16 protein-coding genes and 1 pseudogene are annotated in these 21,211 nt (G+C 44.8%); 8 read left to right on the top strand and 9 right to left on the bottom strand.

The window, feature by feature from the left end; all coding sequences use genetic code 11:
- Window positions 1-73: 73 nt before the first annotated feature.
- Window positions 74-1,390, bottom strand: coding sequence for a HEAT repeat domain-containing protein (locus QUA88_RS15500; RefSeq protein ID WP_333272489.1), 1,317 nt, complete (start codon window positions 1,388-1,390; stop codon window positions 74-76).
- Between the two features lie 228 nt (window positions 1,391-1,618).
- On the opposite strand from QUA88_RS15500, the gene QUA88_RS15495 reads away from it, so the two are divergent.
- On the top strand, window positions 1,619-2,488 hold the full coding sequence (locus QUA88_RS15495; protein ID WP_333156102.1) for a lipid kinase: 870 nt from the start codon (window positions 1,619-1,621) through the stop codon (window positions 2,486-2,488).
- A 185-nt stretch (window positions 2,489-2,673) separates the two neighbouring features.
- Entirely contained in the window at window positions 2,674-2,919 is a 246-nt protein-coding gene (locus QUA88_RS15490) for a hypothetical protein (RefSeq protein WP_333272486.1), read from the top strand.
- Here the strand turns inward: QUA88_RS15490 and QUA88_RS15485 are convergent.
- Window positions 2,916-4,481: an FAD-dependent oxidoreductase gene (locus tag QUA88_RS15485; RefSeq protein ID WP_333272483.1), complete on the bottom strand. Its 1,566-nt coding sequence runs from the start codon at window positions 4,479-4,481 to the stop codon at window positions 2,916-2,918. The genes QUA88_RS15490 and QUA88_RS15485 overlap by 4 nt on opposite strands.
- 468 nt (window positions 4,482-4,949) lie before the next feature.
- Between QUA88_RS15485 and QUA88_RS15475 the strand changes: the two are divergent.
- Window positions 4,950-6,615, top strand: a pseudogene (locus tag QUA88_RS15475) (IS1634 family transposase).
- A 349-nt stretch (window positions 6,616-6,964) separates the two neighbouring features.
- Here the strand turns inward: QUA88_RS15475 and QUA88_RS15470 are convergent.
- The 3 genes from QUA88_RS15470 to hemW form a co-directional block, all read right to left on the bottom strand.
- Window positions 6,965-7,237 (bottom strand): DUF1830 domain-containing protein, encoded by a 273-nt coding sequence (locus QUA88_RS15470; RefSeq protein ID WP_333057596.1) that lies wholly within the window; start codon window positions 7,235-7,237, stop codon window positions 6,965-6,967.
- Between the two features lie 155 nt (window positions 7,238-7,392).
- Window positions 7,393-7,611, bottom strand: a complete 219-nt coding sequence (locus QUA88_RS15465) for a hypothetical protein (RefSeq protein ID WP_333057597.1) — start codon at window positions 7,609-7,611, stop codon at window positions 7,393-7,395.
- 227 nt (window positions 7,612-7,838) lie between these two features.
- The gene (gene hemW, locus QUA88_RS15460) at window positions 7,839-9,182 is read right to left on the bottom strand and encodes a radical SAM family heme chaperone HemW (RefSeq protein ID WP_333272474.1); all 1,344 of its coding nucleotides are present in this window, start codon (window positions 9,180-9,182) and stop codon (window positions 7,839-7,841) included.
- A gap of 375 nt (window positions 9,183-9,557) precedes the next feature.
- Between hemW and QUA88_RS15455 the strand changes: the two genes are divergently transcribed.
- Window positions 9,558-10,637, top strand: a complete 1,080-nt coding sequence (locus QUA88_RS15455) for a PIN/TRAM domain-containing protein (protein ID WP_333057600.1) — start codon at window positions 9,558-9,560, stop codon at window positions 10,635-10,637.
- A 317-nt stretch (window positions 10,638-10,954) separates the two neighbouring features.
- On the opposite strand, the gene QUA88_RS15450 is transcribed toward QUA88_RS15455, so the two are convergent.
- The gene (locus QUA88_RS15450; protein ID WP_333057601.1) at window positions 10,955-11,527 is read right to left on the bottom strand and encodes a Uma2 family endonuclease; all 573 of its coding nucleotides are present in this window, start codon (window positions 11,525-11,527) and stop codon (window positions 10,955-10,957) included.
- Window positions 11,528-12,059: 532 nt separating this feature from the next.
- On the opposite strand from QUA88_RS15450, the gene QUA88_RS15445 reads away from it, so the two are divergent.
- On the top strand, window positions 12,060-13,307 hold the full coding sequence (locus QUA88_RS15445) for an MFS transporter (RefSeq protein WP_333057602.1): 1,248 nt from the start codon (window positions 12,060-12,062) through the stop codon (window positions 13,305-13,307).
- Between the two features lie 205 nt (window positions 13,308-13,512).
- Here QUA88_RS15445 and QUA88_RS15440 read toward each other — a convergent pair whose 3' ends face one another.
- A complete protein-coding gene (locus QUA88_RS15440) occupies window positions 13,513-15,723 on the bottom strand; it encodes a Tex family protein (protein ID WP_333263541.1) in 2,211 nt (736 codons plus the stop codon).
- Between the two features lie 358 nt (window positions 15,724-16,081).
- Here QUA88_RS15440 and QUA88_RS15435 point away from each other — a divergent pair, with 358 nt between their 5' ends.
- A complete protein-coding gene (locus tag QUA88_RS15435) occupies window positions 16,082-16,921 on the top strand; it encodes a Uma2 family endonuclease (protein ID WP_333057603.1) in 840 nt (279 codons plus the stop codon).
- A 147-nt stretch (window positions 16,922-17,068) separates the two neighbouring features.
- Here the strand turns inward: QUA88_RS15435 and QUA88_RS15430 are convergent, their stop codons facing one another.
- On the bottom strand, window positions 17,069-18,046 hold the full coding sequence (locus QUA88_RS15430) for a class II fructose-bisphosphate aldolase (RefSeq protein WP_333058433.1): 978 nt from the start codon (window positions 18,044-18,046) through the stop codon (window positions 17,069-17,071).
- A 208-nt stretch (window positions 18,047-18,254) separates the two neighbouring features.
- The gene (locus tag QUA88_RS15425) at window positions 18,255-18,989 is read right to left on the bottom strand and encodes a phosphoadenylyl-sulfate reductase (protein ID WP_333058431.1); all 735 of its coding nucleotides are present in this window, start codon (window positions 18,987-18,989) and stop codon (window positions 18,255-18,257) included.
- Between the two features lie 1,083 nt (window positions 18,990-20,072).
- Here QUA88_RS15425 and QUA88_RS15420 point away from each other — a divergent pair.
- Both QUA88_RS15420 and QUA88_RS15415 read left to right on the top strand, forming a co-directional pair.
- Window positions 20,073-20,438, top strand: a complete 366-nt coding sequence (locus QUA88_RS15420; RefSeq protein WP_333058429.1) for a response regulator — start codon at window positions 20,073-20,075, stop codon at window positions 20,436-20,438.
- A gap of 256 nt (window positions 20,439-20,694) precedes the next feature.
- Window positions 20,695-21,198: a chemotaxis protein CheW gene (locus QUA88_RS15415; RefSeq protein ID WP_333080154.1), complete on the top strand. Its 504-nt coding sequence runs from the start codon at window positions 20,695-20,697 to the stop codon at window positions 21,196-21,198.
- The last annotated feature ends 13 nt before the right edge of the window (window positions 21,199-21,211 follow it).

Genomic DNA, 21,211 nt, shown 5'->3' with positions numbered 1-21,211 from the left:
TTAATTTCTACGTAAGGTGCTTATGGCGCACCCTAAATTTAAATGTTCTCCGTAAATCCGCCCGCTCTTAATTTTATTGCCATTCTTGCAGGGCGATCGCAATTCCTTGTTTCAATTTTGGTTCGAGACTCTCTTGTTTCACTAAGCTTTCTAATTTTTGCCTAGCCTCAGCAGCACCTAGCTGTTTGAGCGCTGCCATGCAGTGTAGCCTGACGCTGTTGTCTGCGTCGCCCAACATTGGAATCAGAGCATCTAGCCCTCTCATATCTCCTAATTTTCCTAAACCTAAAGCTAAAAATTTTTTGCTAACTGCCTCCTGCACGGCCGGATGATCGGTTTTCAACAAATCAATCAGAATTTCAGCAGCAACAGCTTTTAATTCCGGCTTTTCTACTCGCCCTAAAACCGTGACTATCTCTTGACAAACAGTATAATTTATGTTAGTAAATTGCGCCCTTAATGTCTGATGCAAATATGCTAAAGCGGTTGCAGTTTCCATCCAGCTTAGGGCGCGCACAGTTTCGATTTGCAATTCAACCGGAGTTATTGGCGATCGCAGCAATTCAAATAAAGCAGCAGCAGCAGCATCGGTTTTCACTCGCCCGATCGCGATCGCCGCTTGCTGACAAACTTCTAATCGGATGTCGGAAAGCAAAGGTTTGAGCAAGTTAACTAAATCTAATTCTGCATCTAAATAGGCGCGCACACCCAGAGCTCGCACGGCTTCTTTTCTGACTGCTGTCGCCGGATCTTTGAGTGCTGCTACCAGTACCGGGGGGATGCGGGAATCGTGAAAGCTGCTCAGGGCCTCGATTGCGGCTGCCCGCACCGCAACTTGAGAGTCTCCGACTACGCTCAACAGCGGTGGGATGGTTTCGGTGCGCCGAATTTGGGCGAGTGCTGCTGTAGCAAACTGTCGCGAGTCTTCTTGGAGTAGGAGAGTTGCGAGGGATTCTATGGCTGTCGGGCCGAAATTCCCTAGGGTTTCGGCGGCGATTTGGCTCAATTCTTCGTCGGAATTTTTGACTAATTCTACTAAAGCTTGAATCACTTCCGGGCGATTCCCTACGGGATAGCTTCGCTTCACAAACTTTCCGAGGATGCGGGCGGCGAACCACCGGGGTTCGGTGTCTGCGTCTTCGTCTTCGAGCACGGCAATTAAAGGTGCGATCGCGCCATTTCCCAGATTTGGCAATACTTTAGCAATTTCCCAGCGGTCTTGAAAATCGCCCGATTTTAAGGCTTCTATTGCTAAACTGACAGCTTGCTCTAAAATGTGTTCTTCCTGCGGCTTGCTACCGTCGGCTGTCACTTGCTGCAAGCATTCGACTAACCCTGGCCAGTTTTGGCGATCGGCCGCGACTTGTGCTTTTTGTAAAATATTATACATGATTTTAAATTAAGTTCGATCGATAAGCAAGGTTTTTTGCTGCTAGGTCAGAGCCGGATGGAGCTACTTTTTACGAATCTTTTGCTACAATTATCCATTTTTTAACATTTTTGTCAATCCATCATAACTGGTAAAATGGAAGTAAAGCATTAATTTCATGCAGTTAAGGCATCAAGCTATACTTTTTGTAATTTAAAATACGCAATATTCCTAATTAAAAATTAACAAATGAAGAAAGCTCTACTTTTAGTAAACCAGCACTCCCGAAAAGGGCAAAAGCTATTATCTCAAGCCACTGTAAAATTAGAAGCACTGGGTTTTGAGTTAATGGTAGAATCTACCGACCACGCCCACGAACTTTCCGACACTATTCGCCGCTACCAAAATCGAGTCGAATTAGTAATAATTGGCGGTGGCGACGGCACTCTCAACGCCGCCATAGAAGGTTTGATAGACACCAAGTTACCCTTGGGTATTTTGCCGATGGGAACGGCTAACGACCTAGCCCGCACTCTGGGAATTCCTACAGATTTATCAGCAGCTTGTCAAGTAATTGCCAGCGGTAAAGTTCGGCTAATAGACTTGGGTTGGGTTAACGGCCAACATTTTTTTAATGTTGCGAGTTTGGGATTGAGCGTGCAAATTACCCAGCGGCTGACTAAAAACGTCAAGCAGCGCTGGGGAATTTTAGCTTATGCTTTTACTGCTTTGCAGACAATTTTGTCAGCGCGACCGTTTCGAGCCGAAATTAAGGTAAACAACCAATCTTTTAATGTTAAAACTATTCAAATAGCCATTGGCAACGGCCGCTATTACGGCGGCGGGATGACAGTTGCCGAGGATGCCACAATCGACGACAAGCGACTGGATTTGTACAGTTTGGAAACAAAAAACTGGTGGGAAATCATTGGTTTACTGCCGGCTATGAAGCAAGGAAATCATACCAGTCGGCCTAACGTTCGCACATTGCAAGCTCAAGAATTTGAGGTTAATACTAGCAAACGCCGTCCGATTAATACTGACGGTGAAATCACAACTTACACGCCTGCAAAATTTCGAGTGATTCCCCAAGCTTTAGCAGTTATAGCTCCTTCATAACTCACAACTTATATATATTTGTGTTGTAGAACAGGCATCTTGCCTGTTCATATATATTTGTGTTGTAGAACAGGCATCTTACCTGTTCATATATAATTATGTTGTGGAACAGGCATCTTGCCTGTTCATATATTAGCCACGGGCAAGATGCCCGTGCCACAATTAATGAATCAATAAATTATATTGTGTTGTGGAACAGGCAAAATGCCTGTTCATATATTAGCCACGGGCAAGATGCCCGTGCCACAATTAATGAATCAATAAATTATATTGTGTTGTGGAACAGGCATCTTGCCTGTTCATATATTCGCCACGGGCAAGATGCCCGTGCCACAGTTAATGAATCAATAAATTATATTGTGTTGTGGAACAGGCATCTTGCCTGTTCATATATTCGCCACGGGCAAGATGCCCGTGCCACAATTAATTAATAATCGCCTCCCGCGCCGTATTGCCACGCTTCAACTAATCGGTGAAAATAGTATTGCTGTTCCGGTGCTAAATTTTTTACCTGCGGTTCTACGGCTTTCCCCAAAGGCTGCAATCCCGTATAAATTCCTAAATTTACATAATGAACGATCCAATCGAGCAAATTAGCTATTCCAACCTGCGGGATAATTTTCATAACTAATCCTGGATGGCTAATTGCTGTTTTAAACAGGGTTTGGGACAAAGCCGGAAACAGCACGATATCTTGAAGAAACGGTTTGAGTACCGGTTCTCCCAACTCTTCCATTACCTGAAATACGGCAGCCAAAAGTTGATTGATTTGATTGGGGTCTATTTTTTGATTCATCGCAGCACTCATCGAACGCTGAAACAACCAGGTAACTGATAGATTCGGCTGGTAGGGTTGCAAAAGTGCGAGGGAATTTTTGCTGAGACTGTCGCTTGTCAAAGCTTCGTCAATTCCTAAAGTCAAGCGTTTGAGGTGACGCACCATTGCGCCGAAACCGCCGAAGCTGAGGGGAGATTGGCTACCGCTGCTGTCTCCGACTGGGAGTAGGCGATTCCAAGGCGTTTTGAGAGGACTTTGGCGATAGCAGGGAAAAAATCCGTAGAGTGCTCTTTGGAATTTTAACTGTTCGAGTTCGACGTTTTGATATTGGGGAAGCAAGCGCAAATACTCTTCAAATAATGTTTCTAAACTGAATCTTTCTGTGTCGGCGTCTATGTAGGTAAATAAGTAGGTGGTGCGGCCGTCTCTGGCTGGAAATGCTTCCCAAAAATATTGGCACTGATTTTGCATTGGGGTGAAGGATGCAAATATATCGCCGGTGTCGTTTTTGGGGTATCCTTGAGCGCAACTACCGACTACTAAACATACGGCGTCGGGTTTTTTCCCTTGTCTAGCTTGGCGGACAATGGGCGAAAAATGTCCCATTGCGTCTAATAATAATCGGGTTTTAAATAAATTTGTAGCAGGTGGTGTATCGGTGTTGGCCGATTCTACAAGGACTCCATTTGGGTGAATGGTTGCTGTTTTAAATGGTGTATTTTCAAATAGCTTTCCTCCAGCTTGGAGGAATCGCTGTTTCAGGGTTTCTAGGAGGTAAACTGGGTCTATTCCGATGTTGAGTACGTCGCGCACCCAAATGTCTGGGGTGTTGGCAAAGCTGATGCGGGCTGGGTTATATTCGGTGGCTATGGCCTTTTCTATCTCTTCAACAGAGAGCAAATTTAGTTCTAAGAATGCGTCTAATTCTTTGCGAGAAATGTTCCATTCTTGATCGCGGCCTCGCAGGGTGCCGCGTTCTATCAAGGCTACTCGCCAACCCCGCACGGCTAAGGCTGTACCGATTAATATTCCTAGGGTTCCGCCGCCGATAACTATGTCGAAGTCGAGGGTTTCGAGGGGTTGTTGGCTGTGTTTGACTGCTTGGGCTGCTGGTGCGGTGTTTTGTTTGAGGTTTTCCCAGAGTCGATCGACTTTTCTCAGGCCTGTGAGGGCGTCTCCTGGCATTTGGGAGAGGATTTGTTCGGTGAGGGACATCGGGTTTTAGGATTGAAGAGTGGTGGATTTTTTATAATTTAGCTTAGATCCACATTTCCGACAGTTTCAGGGCTGACGCATGGGGTGGCGAGAATCCCGGTTTATACTAAGAGGTTGCACCCTTGTCAATAAGCTTTTTAGGAACAGGCTTTCCGGCCTGTTCCACAAAGAGTAGATTTTCTTGTGGAACAGGCCGGAAAGCCTGTTAAGCGAGAATGGTGCAAGATGTGAGTTTCTACGAATTTGGGGCTTAGTAACGAGAAATCTAGGAATCAACCGGGTTTATGAGGTTGGGAGTGCGATCGCGAACCGAGTTTTTATAATCATACAACCCACATTCCGCAGATATTCAAGCAGAAGAAAAGGAAGATAGATTCGGAAACACAAAACTCCCAAACGATTGCACGGCAATCGTTTGGGAGTTTTTAGTGTATAATAGATTTCTGCAGTAAAGCAACTCTAAAAATCATGAACCAGCCATTATCGGGGATAAATATCGTAAATTTAGACCACTTGGGAATAGTAGCCGGGATAATAGATGAAATGGAATTGGTAGAAGAAGTCAACAAAAAAGTGGGGATAAGCAACAAAGAAACCCTCAGCCCAGGACAAGTCATGAAAGCGATGATTTTGAACGGATTAGGGTTTTTGAGCGCCCCAATCTACCTATTCGACACATTTTTTGTAGGAAAAGCAACAGAACATTTAATCGGAGAAGGAGTGACCCCCAAACAATTTGCCGGATGACAGAATCGGGAGAGCATTAGACAAATACCATCAAGCTGGAACGACACAATTATTCACAGCGATCGCCCTAAAAGCAGCTCATAAATTTCAAGTAGAAATGAATAGCGTTCATCTAGACAGCAGTTCAATATCAGTAGAAGGAGCATACAAAACTTGTCAGGAAAAGAGTCAAGACATTGAAACAGACTCATCAAACCCACCCGATGAAATGAAAGCCATAAAAATCGTTCACGGATATTCAAGAGACAAAAGACCCGACCTCAAACAATTTATCATTGACACCATAGTTAGCGGTGATGGAGACGTACCATTGTATCTCAAAATAGATGACGGAAACGCCGATGACAAAAGCGTTTTTGTAGCCCGACTCAAAGAATTTAAAAACCAATGGACTTTCGACGGAATCTGTGTAGCAGACAGTGCCTTATACACAGCAGAAAAGTTATCAGCAATGGCAGGAATGAAATGGATAACCAGAGTGCCATTAAGTATCAAAGCAGCCCGACAAAAAATCTTAGCTATCGAAGATAAAGACTGGGAATCAGCTCAAATAAAAGGCTACAAAATAGCAGCCATAACCAGCGAGTATGCCAACATAAAACAAAGATGGATAGTAGTAGAAAGCGAACTCAGAAAACAAGCAGCCCTCAAAAAAATAGCCCAGCAAGTAGAGAAACAATTAGAATCAGCTTCTGACTCACTACGCAAGCTATTCAGACAAGAGTTTGCGTGTATAGCCGACGCAGAAATCGCGATAAAAAGATTATCAGATACCTGGAAGTATCACCAAATCACAGAAATTGAATGCCGAGAAAAACCAGCCAAAAAAACGACAAGCAAGCAGAAACTAGAGAAGCACACAAATCCAACAGTTTATCAAATTACGGGTCAAATAGAAACCCGGTTATCAGTAATAGAAGCCGAACAAATCGCAGCCGGGAGATTTATATTAGCCACCAACATCTTAGACACTCAAGAGGTGAGCGACGCACAGATACTATTAGAGTACAAAGCGCAGCAAAGCAACGAGAGAGGATTTAGATTTATCAAAGATCCATTGTTTTTTACATCAAGCGTCTTTGTGAAAAATCCCGAGCGAGTCGAAGCAATAGGAATGATAATGGGACTGTGCTTGTTAGTTTATACTTTGGCACAAAGGAAATTGAGACAACAATTATCAGCTACCAATGAGGGAGTCAGAAATCAGGTAAAGAAGCTCACCAATAAACCGACAATGCGATGGATATTTCAGATGTTTCAAGCGGTACATTTAGTGACGGTCAATGGCTCTAAACACGTGAGCAATTTAACCCAAGACCGTCAAGATGTATTAAAGCATTTAGGACAGTATTGCAGTAGGTACTATTTAATGTTTTTAGGTGGATGACGCTCGTTATTAAGCTGTAGATATTGGTGAATAATCCACATTTATTAGTCAAGATAATTAGCTGTTGGCAGGATTTGGCTTGGCTAAAAAGCTGAGTTATTTCGAGAAAACAGCGCCATCAAGCTATTAAAAAAAGTCAATTATTTCACTTTATTTAATTTCGGGAGATTTGAGCGGCTCCCGTGACGTTAAAATCGCATAAGTTCAACGGAAAAACTTTGGGGTTCCCACTTTTCACAACTGATAAAAAAATTCCACCCACATCTGCGGAATGTGGGATACAAAGAAACCCGGTTTCTGAAAAAAAACCGGGTTTCTACCTCTCGTTGGTAAGTCTGGGGAATTATCTTCAATCAGCCGTACTTAATTCTTCAACTCGCAGCCGATCGCACAAAATTCGCTCGCACACTATACCACCCGTATCCGCACTCCTGCAAACTTCTAATTGAGCTTCCGGCAACGCTTCAAACAAAAAACGCTCTCCCGGAAAAACCGTCCGCTCAAAATACCAATTAGGAATATTTGTAATGCGAGCGATTTGCACTTTGCTAGTATTATTAAGATACCAACACAAAATGCGCGTATGACCTTCGGAAATTACCTGATTTAGTGTCAAATTCATCTTTTTAACTTGTTTGTGCAATGGTGCGAGCGAGTGGCAAAAGACCTAAGCTTATTATAGCATATTCCCAGTTAAAACAGAATTTTTTATACATTTTTTATACATTTTTTGGGTTAATTAATAAATTTCTCCGGGAAAACATCAGCGCCTTCCCCCTATTCCCAAGAAGGTGCAAAAGTCGGCATTGCTAAAGTGCAAGATTTCCATCCTCCCTTAACAGGTGCATTCAACAATTGACAGTGACCGACAGAACCTCTTGCCTGTTGGTAGTGACCGCAAAAATTACACTTGGAAGCCGGATTGCACCCGCGCTCGCTAATTACAAGGCTGGGCTGCTTTTGGGTTTGGTTGCGCTCGATAGTTAAAGTGTTCATTAAATTACTTTTTAAATGTTCAGTCTTAAGTATGACGGCTGGAGTGCAGTCGTGGCGTCTATCTCAAGGCTTAGTTCACCTTTAAGATTTGTTTAGGGATCGATATAAAATATATTATTTTTGAGATGATCGAGCTAGGGAGCAATTGAATTTCCTTTCGATCGCATTGGCGGCCACGGCTTTAGGGTCGATCGCGCTTGCCGGGGGATATACTTCCTGAGACAGAGCTAATTATCCTCGCCTAACTTGCTGAACAAATCGGCTAAAATTGTATTAGAAAATAAAAAACCTTCGGGATCGCTCAACCTCAAATTGCCCGACAGTGGCAGTTTCGCGCCCTCTCCTAAATTTGAGATCGCCCCATCCGCAGTGATAATTTCTACCCATCCTTGCCGCCAGTAGGGCTGCAAACAACGCCAAATTTTATCAACCGTTTGCTGAGTAAACTTTTCAGTCAGCGCCGACAGGCTAACTCCTTCTGCTAAACGCAAACCTAGCATCAGCGTTTCTAACAAAACGTCATTTTCTGAAACGGGAAAACTTGGCTCAATTGCTGGGTAAATATCTGGCTGGGTTTCCCCCCCAATTCGAGGATTAGCAGGGGAATTGAGGCGAGAGATCGATCGCACCCACTGATAATATTCTTGAGTTTTGCGAGGTCTAGTCAACCTCCGGCCTTCCACGTAACTCGCCGCCCCCATTCCCAAACCGTAATAAGGGCGATTTTCCCAATAAACGCGGTTGTGGCGGCACTGATAGCCATCGCGAGCGTAATTAGAAATTTCGTAATGTTCGTAACCAGCGCCGGTCAGAATTTCCTGCGCTAAACGGTACATTCCAGCAGCGGTTTCATCTGCTGGTAGCGGCTGCGCGCCTGCTTCAAAGTAGCGCCCGAAAGCAGTTAAGGGCTCAACAATTAAGTCGTAACTCGACAGGTGAGTCGGGGAAATTTCCACCGCCGATTTCAGGGAAGCTTCCCAGTTTTCTAAAGTTTGGTGCGGCAGTCCCGAAATTAGGTCTAAACTGAAATTGACAATACCAGCCGATCGCACTATTTCCACTGCTTCAAAAATATCAGCGACAGAGTGCGATCGCCCGCAAGCTTGCAGCAATTCATCTTGAAAAGCTTGCACTCCCAAACTCACTCGATTTACTCCCGCCGCTGCATATCCCCGCAACTGTTCTAAAGTAAACGTACCCGGGTCTATTTCTATAGAAATTTCCGCCTCAGCAGCAATCCCAAATTTGCCGTCGAGAGTCTCTAAAATATTGCTCAACTGACTGACAGAAAGCAGCGAAGGCGTGCCGCCACCAAAAAAAACTGTTTTGAGAGATGCGCCTAAATTTTTAGTTTCTTGAATTTCTTGACACAGTACAGCAACGTATTGGACTATGGTGCCGGAATTCTCGCCATTTTTGCGATCGCCCACCACAAAAACCGGAAAATCGCAGTAGTAACAGCGGCGGCGACAAAAAGGTATATGCAGGTAAGCCGAACTAGGAATGCCGGAATTTGCCGCTTGCACACTTTTTTTTAATTCAAATGTTAAATAATCTGTGGGAGGGTTCATTATATCTCAAGCCGAAAGCGCCACTTCAAATCTAAAGTTTTAATTAAACAATCATGAATAATTATGTATATTATGACATTTTCTGACAAAAAAAGGGGTGCGAACCATCGGCTCTTTTAATTTAACCTCGTACCCGTTTTGATCTGCCAAAATTCCCCAACAGCCCGCATCGCGGTCTATTCGCACCTCGTGCCTGCTGGCGGCGGGGCGCGCTAAATCCCGATCGGCTCCCTGGCACATCCCCCAAAGGGTACAACGGGTAAATATAAGTTTATAAAAATCCCTCAGCAAATATAGCGATATCCGACCAAAGCATGAAAACAAGTATCAGCACTAGAAAGATATAATAGGCATAAATTCATTAACCTAGAACTAATGCTAGACGCAATCATAATAATCTCATTCATAATCGCAGGCGGAGGCATCGGCTATTACGGAGTCGAACTCCTGCCGAGCAATCTGCTGCTGCAAGTTACAAATATACAAGGCTTAAGTTCTGTACTAGGTTCCTTTGGAGCATTAATCGGCTTCGTGATGGGATTAGTGGCTCAAACAACCTATCGCCGCCTAGAAAAACAAGTCCGCGATATGCCGGTGGAGATGCTGCTGACGCGGGCGATCGGCTTAATCATCGGACTGCTAGTAGCAAACTTAATGCTGGCTCCGCTGTTCCTGCTGCCCATACCCCGCGAGTTCGGCTTCATCAAACCTTTAGTCGCAGTCTTGGGTAGCGTCATGTTCGGCTTCACAGGGGTCAGTTTGACAGACACCCACGGCCGCGCTTTCTTGCGACTGATCAACCCCAAAAGCTTTGACACGGTGTTGCTAGCCGAAGGTACTTTCAAACCAGCCACTGCCAAAGTTGTCGATACTAGCTGCATTATTGACGGCAGAATTGAAAACTTGCTAGAAACAGGTTTCCTCGAAGGTCAAATTATCGTGCCCCAATTCGTGCTCCAAGAACTGCAACTGGTAGCTGATTCCGCCAACGATCAAAAGCGAGTGCGCGGACGCCGCGGCTTAGATGTACTCAACCGCATCAAAGAAACATATCCAGAACGCATTCAAATTCACTCGGCAGACTACGAAGATATTGCCACAGTCGATGCAAAATTAGTCCGATTTGCTTTAGATATCGACGGCATTTTGCTCACCAACGATTACAACTTATCGAAAGTAGCTACCGTCCAAAAACTGCCGGTTTTGAATATCAACGATTTGACTCATGCGGTGCGCCCGACTTATTTGCCGGGAGATACGATCGAACTAAAAATCCGCAAAGAAGGCAAAGAACCCTCTCAGGGAATCGGTTACTTGGATGACGGCACAATGGTTGTCGTAGAAGCCGGCAGCAGCTATGTCGGTGGCGAAGCCAGAGTCGTAGTCACCAGCGCCCTGCAAACCAGCGCCGGCCGCATGATATTCGCCCGTCCTCAAGAATCCGTTATTGTTTAAAACTGAGTAACAATGGCCAGGGCAATCAGAATCAAATATTGCGATCGCTGTTCCCAATCTGCCCCGACTCTCTACCGCGCCCGGTATGACGAGTCGGGGCAGTGGTTTTTTTTGTGTCTTAAATGTTGGGAATCGGTAAGTAAAAACAATCCTTTTTACTTCTACGGTGGCACTTGGAAAGCCAGCAAGAAAAAATAGCAATTACCAGCTTCTTCTTCTTTTCTCTTCCTACCCTACGGGAACGGCTTCGCCGAACGCGTCCTTAGCGTCTTCGCGGTTCAATCGTATCAATATCAGTGATTCTAGAGTAATTAAAATCAACCAATCCCGATCGCATCTTCATACAATGTCTCGATCGCACAGCTAAAATTCACGCTAGCAAACTGAACTTCTTGTCCTTGACTGTAAGGATAAAGCACCCACAAACCCTCTGCATTCCGGCGAAAACACTCTACACTAACTCTTTCTTGATTGATTAATACATACTCTTGCAAACTTTCGGAAGTACGGTAATCGGCAAACTTTTCACCTCTGTCAAAAGCCGCTGTTGTTGGCGATAAAACTTCCACAATTAAGCGCGGGTAGATAATGAAATCTTCAGCAGTATTTCTGTCCCGTTCATCGCAACTCACCGCTACATCGGGATAGTAATAGAAATTTGATGTCTCATTCCGAACTTTCATGTCTGCCATGTAAGTTATGCAGCCACTTCCCCGAAGATGGTTTCTCAACAAAGTTGCTGCATTTACACTAATGATGACATGAGCTTTGCTTGCCCCTGCCATTGCATAGATTTCACCTTGTCTGTACTCGTGTTTGATCGGACTGACTTTCTCGCCTGCTAAATAATCTTCAGGAGAGACGTAGGTGTCGCTTTTACTTGCAACCATATAATTTTAAGGTTGGTGAGGATTACACAATTATAGCCCAATACGCTTGGGTTAGCGCTTTCAGACGAATTTCATTTCACGCATTTATGAGAGTTGCAAACTTGTGAAAGGAAATCAGATTATTCTTATCCCCAGCGTATTGTTTAATGTGTAGGTTTTCTCGCCACACATTCGATTCATGGGGAAATTGAATGCGATCGCACAGCCATCAAACAAACCACTTTGTGGGATTAAAAAATTTCTGTCAATGCGTAAATCCTAGCTTTGCTGATAACCTGAACTAATAAGTCTTATAAGAAATTCTGTATCTAAATATACTATTTTTGTATAAATCATGACATTTATCAAGGTATCCTGACATTAAGGGCTAAATTCCACACCTTACCTACAAAATTTGTAACCTCCAGAGTTGAGAAGGTACTCCAAGCTTTCACCAGTCCATCGCCCTTGGCTGTCGGCGTTGGCACTCCAGCTAAGTTCTCAGATTTTAGTCGTCCGTGAAATGTGATATGAGTTGAAATCTCCCAAATTCATGCCGAAACTAAAAGAATCTTTTAATCACCCCCATACCGAACCAGCCGATACCGCGATTCGCCTAAAGCAGCATAAAGACCTGTTTTCCTGGCTTTCGATCGCTGCGGGGCTAATTTTTCTACAGGGGTACATGATTGCTCCCCTGATTCCACGTTTGGCTGAAGTTTTTAATGTTCCGGTTCAGGAAATCGGCTTTATCGTTCCAGCCTATATGCTGTCCTATGCACTGATGGCATTATTCTTCGGCCTCCTGTCCGATCGCTTTGGTCGATGGTCTATTATTCGCATCTCGCTTGCTCTTTTTGTCATTTTCACCGCTTTAACTGCCACGGCCCAAAATGCTTCGCAGATGGCAACCTGGCGGCTATTAACCGGGATTGGAGCAAGTGGTGTGATTCCCCTTACCTTCGCCTTAATTGGCGATTTATTCCCGTTCGATCGGCGAGGTGCCAAGCTAGGATTGGTGTTTGCAGCAATGGAAGGGGGAATGGCAGCAGGCTCTGCGGGGGGAGCGATTCTTGAGCCATTTGTAGGTTGGCGAGTGCTCTTTCTAGGTACTGCTTTGCTTGCTGCTGTTGTGCTTTGGCGCCTTCATCCTTACGGTTCTTTATTTGATACACCAAAAGTCACCAAATTACCGCCTATTCGCCAAATCTTTAGGGGATACAGCCAGATATTAGCAACCTTTCGGGGGCAGCGTACATATGCTTATGTTCTGTGGAATGGTATTTACCACTCTGGGGTATATACATGGCTAGGGTTGTATTTATCGCAACGGTACGGTATGGATGCCTTGAGCATTGGTTTAAACATTCTTGGGTACGGCATTCCCGGTTTATTGCTAAGTTCTTTCATTGGTCAAGCCGTCGATCGGTGGGGACGGCGTTGGCTCGTTCCAGCAGGGTTGGTAATGGCTGCTGTGGCTGGGATTGCAATGATTTTTGAGATTCCGCCACTGGGAACGACGATCGCAGTTCTTATTTTGTCTTTAGGGTATGACCTGACTCAACCGTTGTTTGTCGGAATTGTGACCGATCTCGGAGATGACAACAATTTGGGGCAAACGATGGGACTGAAAGTATTTACTCTCTTTACTGGATTTGGTGTAGGCAGTCTCGTATTTGGAGAGCTACTGCGCTTTGGATTTGGGCCTTCTCTCGCTATCTTTGGTGGCATTCAGTTGATAATTGGTTCGATCGCAGTCCCACTATTCTGGCAGGAAGTCCCCTCTCGATTACGGGGTTAGCGACTGTTGCCCAAAGCAATGTTGCATACATTAATACTGCTCAAATCATTGCGCTCACTGTTCTGTTGTAGAGCATCTATAGAGCAATACGCTTGGGTTAGCCCTTTCAGACGAATTTCATTTCACGCATTTATGAGAGTTCCAGACTTTTGAAATACTCACCGCGCCTTCAGGCCGGTGAGTATTTCACCTTTCCCCCAAAGTTTCAACGTCGGCGCGGGGCCGGAAGCCTCGCACTATTGCCATTTTGCGGTTGCGGTTTTTCTTGCAACTTCATCGTCAAACTAACCCGCTTTAACTTCTCATTCACCTCCAAAACCCGCACTTTCACAACTTGTCCGACTTTGACAATCTGTTTGGGGTCATCTACAAAGCGATCGGCTAATTGAGAAACGTGAACCAAACCATCTTGGTGCACTCCCACATCAACAAAGGCTCCAAAGTTAGCTACATTCGTGATTATGCCTTCTAATTCCATCCCAACTTGCAAATCGGAGATTTCTTTGATTCCTGCTTGGAAAGTGGCATATTTAAACTCGGCACGCGGGTCTCTTCCCGGTTTTTCTAGTTCCGAAATAATGTCTCGGAGTGTTGGTTCTCCGACTTTCTCTGTGACATATTTCTTGATGTTTACAGTCTTGATTTTTTCAGATATTTGTGTTATTCCAGTCAGCGGCAAGTCTAAATCCTTGGCGATCGCCTGCACGACAGGATAACTTTCGGGATGAACTGCTGTATTGTCCAGGGGGTTTTCGCCGCCGCGAATGCGGAGAAACCCGGCTGCTTGTTCAAAAGCTTTTGGCCCGAGTTTGGGAACTTTCAGGAGTTGGCGGCGATTTTTAAACGCGCCATTTTCGTTGCGGTAATTGACGATATTTTTGGCAACTGTTGCCGTCATTCCTGACACAAATGTTAGCAGTTCTTTCGAGGCTGTGTTTAAGTCAACTCCGACATAATTCACGCAGCTTTCGACAGTTTCGTCGAGTTTCTTTTTGAGCAGTTTTTGGTCAACATCGTGCTGGTATTGACCGACTCCTATTGATTTCGGGTCGATTTTCACGAGTTCGGCGAGGGGATCTTGCAAGCGTCGTCCGATGCTGACTGCGCCGCGGACGGTGATGTCGAGATCGGGAAATTCGGCGATCGCCACCTCGCTTGCTGAATAAATCGATGCACCGGATTCATTCACCATGACTTTAATCGGTTTTCTTTCCATTTGGGCCAAAACTTCCGAAACAAATTCGTCTGTTTCGCGGGAAGCTGTACCGTTGCCGATCGCGATTAATTCAATTTTATATTTTTCAATTAAATGCTTGACAATTTTACCCGCTTGTTGTCGCTGAGCGGCCGCTTGGTGGGGAAAAATTGCTTGATATTCTAAAAATTGCCCGGTTTCATCGAGGGCGGAAACTTTACACCCCGTGCGAAATCCCGGATCGATCGCCAATGTGGGTTTCATTCCCGCCGGCGCCGACAGCAGCAACTCGCGCAGGTTGGTTTCAAAAGTGGCGATGGACTCGATATCAGCGACTGCTTTGTTGTGCGATCGTACTTCCGTGATTAACGAAGTCTTCATCAGTCGGTTGAAGGCATCCTTCAAAGTCGATCGATAAAACTCTTTAACTTCTGGTATCCTAGTTCTAATTTCCTGACTTTCCAAATAAGCCATCACGGCGGATTCATCAAAAGCCAGTTCCAAATCTAAAACCCCTTCCGTTTCCCCGCGAAACAGCGCTAACATATTGTGCGACTGAACGCTTCTCGCTGCAACTTGATAATTGCGGTACATTTCAAATTTAGTGCTTCCTTCCGGGAAATCCTCTTTAATTTTAGAGACAAAAACTCCTGTTTTCATCAAAAATTCTCGCAAATAAGCCCGCAATTCAGCTTTTTCCGAAACCGCTTCCGCCAAAATATCCCCAGCACCTTTGAGAGCTTCTTCTGCTGTTTTCACTCCCTTTTCTTCCGAAATATATTTACCTGCTTCCGCCTCAAAGTCTGCTGGTTTAGCCGTCGGCAAGTTCAGACTTTTGATAAAATTTGCCAGCGGTTCCAAACCTTTTTCCCTAGCAATTATCGCTCGCGTCCGTCGCTTGGGTTTATAAGGCAGATAAAGGTCTTCTAGTTCGTTTTTTTGCAAACATGATTCGATTTTAGCTTGCAATTCTTCAGTGAGTTTCCCCAGAGAGCTAATCGTCTCTAAAATAGACTTTTTGCGCTCTTCAATTTCCGTCAAATAGGTGAAGCGATCGGAGATGTCCCGCAACTGAATTTCATTCAGCAAATCCGTGCGTTCTTTGCGGTAGCGGGCAATAAACGGAATAGTTGCTCCCTCGGCGAAAAGTTCCAGAGCATTATTGACTTGAGACAGATTGATGGAAAGTTCTTGAGCAATCAGTTGAGGAATGTCGATCATAGTGCAGAATTTCGGGTCAGGCGATTTTAGATTTTGGATTGACTTGCGCGAGATCAATTCGGGGGCGTGAGGATTTTAGATTTTAGATTTTGGATTGATTCCACGGATAAATTCAAGGGCTTGTACCATCAACAAATTCTTGGTCAATTTTAGATTTTAGATTTTAGATTAACTTCACAGAATAGAGCAAGAAAAGGGATTGTCCCAATTTTGTTAAAATCGTTTTCTAGGAGTGCGATCGTCTCGCACGGCAAAGCCGATATCTCTCGCTTCTAGCTCTCCGGCTTGCACTCCTGTGAAAGCATCATTGGGATGTTCCCATGATGTTAGCATAAATGGAGTCATTTCTCAATATTATATGTTTCCTTTTAAATATCCTGTGCCGCAAACCGATCCGCCGCGATCGCCCAGAGAAACGCTGCCGACGATGTACGATTTACCCAGCGAAGACCCGGATGAACCTGGTTTGCCTGACGAATTTCACGATTTGCAGCCGCAGTTGTTGAGTCTGACGTTTCGGCCTCGGAATTATCCGGCTTCTGAGATATTTAGCGGCACCGACATGAACCTTTATTATGACGTGCAGCACACTCTGTGGCACAAGCGGCCGGATTGGTTTGGAGTTGTGGGAGTTCCCCGACTTTACGATCGATCGGAACTGCGGATGAGTTATGTTACTTGGCAGGAAGGTGTGAATCCTTTTGTAATTGTAGAACTGCTTTCGCCGGGAACGGAAAAAGAAGATTTAGGCGACAATACCGATGAGGAAAAGTTGCCACCTCAGTCGGGAAACACTGCCGGTAACGGGCAAGTTTTGGATGCCGAGAGGAAGGATGAACCGCCAAGAAAATGGGAGGTTTACGAGCAAATTTTGCGGGTTCCTATTTATGCTGTTTTCAGCCGCTATACTAACAAATTGCGAGTGTTTGAATTGAAGGGCGGACACTATCAAGAATTAGAATTGCCCGAGTCGCGAGTGTGGATTCCTGACCTAAGTTTGGGCTTGGGTTTGTGGCAAGGAGAGTTTCAGGGAGTCGATCGACTGTGGTTGCGCTGGTATGATGTTGATGGCAATTGGATTCTCACTGAAGCGGAACAGCAACGGCAGCGGGCAGAGTCAGCGGAAGCTCAATTGCAGTCTTTAATTCGGCGGCTGCGGGAATCTGGCATCGATCCCGATCGATTTTTAAACGGTTAGAGAAGACTGAAGTCCTGACTAATATTATGTCCGGTCGATTACCCCTAATACGGTACGGGCGGGTTCACGAAAAATATCTGCCCATAATTGACAATCTCAAAAACCCGCCCTTTTAATCGCTGGTTCGCAGTCAGGACTTTAGTTTTTTTACTTCACAAGAAGACAGAAAGCCTCACTATACACAGGCTTTAAGATTTGATCGAAACTTGATTGGTTGCGGCTTGTGTGTTTGTTGCTGGTACTCTTTGCGGTTAAGTCATCCGCGTAGGGAGAATGATGCAAATAAGCTTTACCGACAGAACCAAAAAGTTGCAGTTTGTCAGAAATGACCGATTGCATGGCATCGATAGCTTTTTCCATTATTTCCAACAAATCCGGATCTGCCTCAGAAATGCTACTTTTTAACACGTCCATATAAGCTTCGCGAATTTCCGTATTCACATTAAATTTAGAGACTCCCAATTTAATACATTGATGAATCATTGACTCCCGCAAACCGCTAGCACCGTGCATCACTAACGGCACTGAAACAGCAGCGCGGATTTTGGCCAGACGTGGAAAATCGAGTTTCGGTTCGCTGAGATATTTGCCGTGAACGTTACCAATTGTTACGGCTAAAAAATCCACCTTAGTTTCTTTGATAAACTCTACGGCTGATACCGGATCGGTCATCCTTGCGGCTTTCTCCTCGATTGTCAAACCTTCTTCCCGGCCGCTAATTCTGCCGATTTCTGCTTCAACTGCCGCACCGTTAGCGTGGCATAATTTAGTCATTTCCCGGCTAAATATTAAGTTTTGTTCGTAGGGCAAAAAAGAACCGTCTGCCATAGTTGATTTGATGCCGGCGGCTAGGGCGAGGTGAATGTCTTTTTCTGAGGTGCTGTGATCTAAGTGTACTGCGATCGGCATTAAAGATTTGCGGGCCGCTTCCATGCACAGCGCGACTAAAGGCGATTTTCCGTATTGGATGGCACTGGGGTGAAGTTGCAGTATAGCAGGACTGTGCAGCGCTTCTGCCGCATTGATGACGGCTTTTACTCCTTCGAGGTTGTAGACGTTAAAAGCGCCGATCGCATAACCATTTCTCAAGGCCGTGTTCAGCAATTCCCTAGTTGACGCGAGCATATAGTACCTACTTTAAAAACTTTTCTGAATGTCGATCATTCTATCAAAGTTCTAGGCCCAGCTCAGCTTAATTTGTGTTTATTTTAATTGCGAATTCTTCGGCTACGATTTATGTGAAGTGCATTGATTCTTGAGTAAGGTGCGTAAGGGCGCACCTTACGATTTGTTTGGTAAGCCTAGCGCACCTTACTCCTTGAGTGATTTACTACTAGGTTTGTGCGTTACCAGCGTGCAAACCGCATTCTTTTACGGTCGCTTCTTCCCACCACCAGCGACCTTCGCGTTCGTGTTGGTTCGGCAATACCGGCTTTGTACAAGGTTCGCAACCAATGCTTACAAAACCGCGTTCGTGCAACTTGTTGTAAGGCACATCCAAAGCGCGAATGTATTCCCAAACCTCTGCCGAAGACCAGTTTGCTAAGGGATTGAATTTAATTAATTCATGGTCAGGAGTTGAGAATGCAGTGTCAACTTCAATAACCGGAATACCGTTGCGGGTACTGGGACTTTGGTCTTTCCGCTGACCGGTAATCCAAGCATCGAGAGTATTCAGTTTGCGGCGCAGCGGCCTGACTTTCCGCACGCCACAGCATTCTTTGTGACCGTCTTGATAAAAACTAAACAATCCCTTTTCTTCTACTAGGGCTTGTACTTCGGCTGCATCGGGAAACATTACTTCTAATTTAATGCCGTAATGTTTTCTGACTCGATCCAAAAACTGATAAGTTTCCGAGTGTAATCGTCCGGTGTCTAGGGTGAAAACGCGGAAATTCTTGGTGATTTTTGAGGCAATATCGATCAAAACTACATCTTCAGCCCCGCTGAAAGAAATGGAGATATTGTCAAAATTTTCTAGGGCAAATTTGAGAATGTCTCGCGGTGTTTTTTGACTGTATTCTGCTTCTAGGGCGGCAATGTTGAGATTTCTTTGGATGGCAACCATATTTTCGGGTTTTCGGTGTTCTTTTCCTCTAGCCCTTTATTATAGCCGATCGCCGTCTCTCTCTCGCCGACTAATTTGACAATCCAGCAATGTCGTCCGGGGCCCCCGGATTCATCCGTGAAGCGAAAAAAAAGCTTTGAATCCTCATCGCCAGCCCCCTGGGTTTATCAGTGAGGTCGCTTTCTTCAATCTCTTCAATTTCGTCAATCTAAAATCTAAAATCTAAAATCTAAAATCGACTGGCCGCATCTTGCAGCAGTCTTTTCGGCTGGGCCCACAATCAAGCTCAAGGATGGCGATCGCCCACTGGCAGAAGTTTTGGTGAACCCAAAACTCCTCTACTGGGTAAAATGGGACTGTCGCGCGATCCATTGAATTTGCCCCCCAATTATAAATCCCACACAATAAAATTATTTAAATGTCATTGTTACAATCCGAAAAATTGACTCGTCTCATTAATTAAATAAGGATCGCGAATTAAATAACTTACAATTTTAATTGTTATTGTGGGATGGGCTCTTATAGCCCGTCATGAGTGGACGGGCTATAAGAGCCCATCCCACTTTCAAGAGTGGAAGTTATTTAATTCTCATTCTTAATAGCGACTGCTGAGGGAGATTGTGCTGTATTTTAACAAGAAAAACTTATTTGAATACCTGTAGTAATCTCGCTATGGCTCCTTTTAAATTGCTATTAATTCCGATACTTAAATATTTTAGCACCCTCATTTAGGCACTGTCCACAACTAGATTATTGGGAATCAAGCTAAAAAAAATACGTAGAATATCCGGCTTTTGTCTGCTTAGGGAGCTTTCTACTGAGAGTAGTTGGTTTCAAAACAGCGAATTACCACGAATCAATTACTAATTGCCGATTAATTTATTCAGAGCGATTCTGTTAGTCAAGTAAATTTTTATCGTTTTTGATCGCTGACAGCTAACCTTCAGCCCTAGGATCGGCTATATAATGTATTTGGAAGTACATTAATTTGTCCGCAAAGCGGTATAGTCCCATCGCCGCCGATCGCGTCAGCTTCTAAATAAACATAGTCCGCTGTCAATAACAGCAAGGAAGTGGGGAATCATGTCCAAAATTTTAGTAGTGGACGACGTTAAGAGCGAACTAGAAATTATCTGCCGCATTCTTCAAGATGCCGGATTGGATGTGATGCGGGCAGGTGACGGCGAAGAAGCGATCGCCCTGATCCGCAAAACCCCTCCGGCTTTGGTCGTTTTAGATGTAGTGATGCCACGAATGAACGGGTTTGAAGTGATCAGAGAATTGCGGGGCGATCGCACAACTGCCAAATTGCCCGTAGTATTTTGTACTCATAAAAACACCGAGATCGATAAAGCTTGGGGAACTGATTTAGGGGCCGACGCTTACGTCAGTAAACCCTTTGAACCTCAACAACTCGTCCACATAGTGCAGCGCCTGCTTTCAGCGTAAACCGAATATAAAGCGATCGGCCGCTTCCCAAAAAACATTATACCGACAAACCCCGTTTTTTTTAATAAACTGGGTTTTTGAATTCCATAAAAGTTTATGTTTAATGATAAAAACCTGCTTATTTGCCCAACCGCGATTTATTTAACGGAAACATTTGAGGCACCCAAAGTGATGCTGAAAAACTCGATGGGCGATCGGCTTTAGGGTCAAAGCAACACTCTAATTTGTAAGCTACACTAGAAACTAAAAATAAGCCATGAAAATAACGGCTCCCCCCGCTGGGGGGAATCAGACAAGTGCAACAAAGCAATTTCTCCTGTTCGGTCAAGGAGGCAGTCTGTTCGGCATAGAATTAGATGCAGTGCGGGAAGTCCTTTCCCTCAAGGAACAACCGATTTCCCTGGTTCCCAATACCCAGCCATTTTTGCTGGGATTAACCAACTTGCGGGGCGAAATCTTAGCAGCGGCAGACTTTGGACTGTTTGTAGGTATTGAGTCGGTTGACACCTACCACCCAAACAGCCGCATCTTAGTGGTAGAAGCGCCCGATCCACGAGACGTGAGATTGTTGTCGAAAATGCGCCTGGGATTAGCCGTCTCCCGCGTCGAAGGAGTTTTACCTCTCAATCCCGATCGCATTGTCTCAGCACTAGATGTCAGTCCTGACCTAGCTCCATTCTTAAAAGGTCTGTACAATTCCGAAGGACGCTTGCTAATGATTGTCGATGTAGAAGCGATCGCCCATTCCGAACGCTGGTAAAAATCAACAATAC

The sequence above is a fragment of the Microcoleus sp. D3_18_C2 genome (assembly GCF_036702395.1).
In the GTDB taxonomy this organism is placed as follows: Bacteria; Cyanobacteriota; Cyanobacteriia; order Cyanobacteriales; family Microcoleaceae; genus Microcoleus.
The sequence above is the reverse complement of the archived record's forward strand: the minus strand, read 5'-3'. Positions and strand labels throughout refer to the sequence as shown.

What these genes read in the sequence shown, in the direction of transcription:
- QUA88_RS15465 (WP_333057597.1), bottom strand. Translation starts at nt 7,611, where the DNA reads ATGAACACTTTAACTATCGAGCGCAACCAAACCCAAAAGCAGCCCAGC.
- QUA88_RS15450 (WP_333057601.1), bottom strand. Translation starts at nt 11,527, where the DNA reads ATGGTTGCAAGTAAAAGCGACACCTACGTCTCTCCTGAAGATTATTTA.
- QUA88_RS15440 (WP_333263541.1), bottom strand. Translation starts at nt 15,723, where the DNA reads ATGATCGACATTCCTCAACTGATTGCTCAAGAACTTTCCATCAATCTG.
- QUA88_RS15445 (WP_333057602.1), top strand. Translation starts at nt 12,060, where the DNA reads ATGCCGAAACTAAAAGAATCTTTTAATCACCCCCATACCGAACCAGCC.
- QUA88_RS15415 (WP_333080154.1), top strand. Translation starts at nt 20,695, where the DNA reads ATGAAAATAACGGCTCCCCCCGCTGGGGGGAATCAGACAAGTGCAACA.
- hemW (WP_333272474.1), bottom strand. Translation starts at nt 9,182, where the DNA reads ATGAACCCTCCCACAGATTATTTAACATTTGAATTAAAAAAAAGTGTG.
- QUA88_RS15430 (WP_333058433.1), bottom strand. Translation starts at nt 18,046, where the DNA reads ATGCTCGCGTCAACTAGGGAATTGCTGAACACGGCCTTGAGAAATGGT.
- QUA88_RS15455 (WP_333057600.1), top strand. Translation starts at nt 9,558, where the DNA reads ATGCTAGACGCAATCATAATAATCTCATTCATAATCGCAGGCGGAGGC.
- QUA88_RS15420 (WP_333058429.1), top strand. Translation starts at nt 20,073, where the DNA reads ATGTCCAAAATTTTAGTAGTGGACGACGTTAAGAGCGAACTAGAAATT.
- QUA88_RS15495 (WP_333156102.1), top strand. Translation starts at nt 1,619, where the DNA reads ATGAAGAAAGCTCTACTTTTAGTAAACCAGCACTCCCGAAAAGGGCAA.
- QUA88_RS15470 (WP_333057596.1), bottom strand. Translation starts at nt 7,237, where the DNA reads ATGAATTTGACACTAAATCAGGTAATTTCCGAAGGTCATACGCGCATT.
- QUA88_RS15500 (WP_333272489.1), bottom strand. Translation starts at nt 1,390, where the DNA reads ATGTATAATATTTTACAAAAAGCACAAGTCGCGGCCGATCGCCAAAAC.
- QUA88_RS15485 (WP_333272483.1), bottom strand. Translation starts at nt 4,481, where the DNA reads ATGTCCCTCACCGAACAAATCCTCTCCCAAATGCCAGGAGACGCCCTC.
- QUA88_RS15435 (WP_333057603.1), top strand. Translation starts at nt 16,082, where the DNA reads ATGTTTCCTTTTAAATATCCTGTGCCGCAAACCGATCCGCCGCGATCG.
- QUA88_RS15425 (WP_333058431.1), bottom strand. Translation starts at nt 18,989, where the DNA reads ATGGTTGCCATCCAAAGAAATCTCAACATTGCCGCCCTAGAAGCAGAA.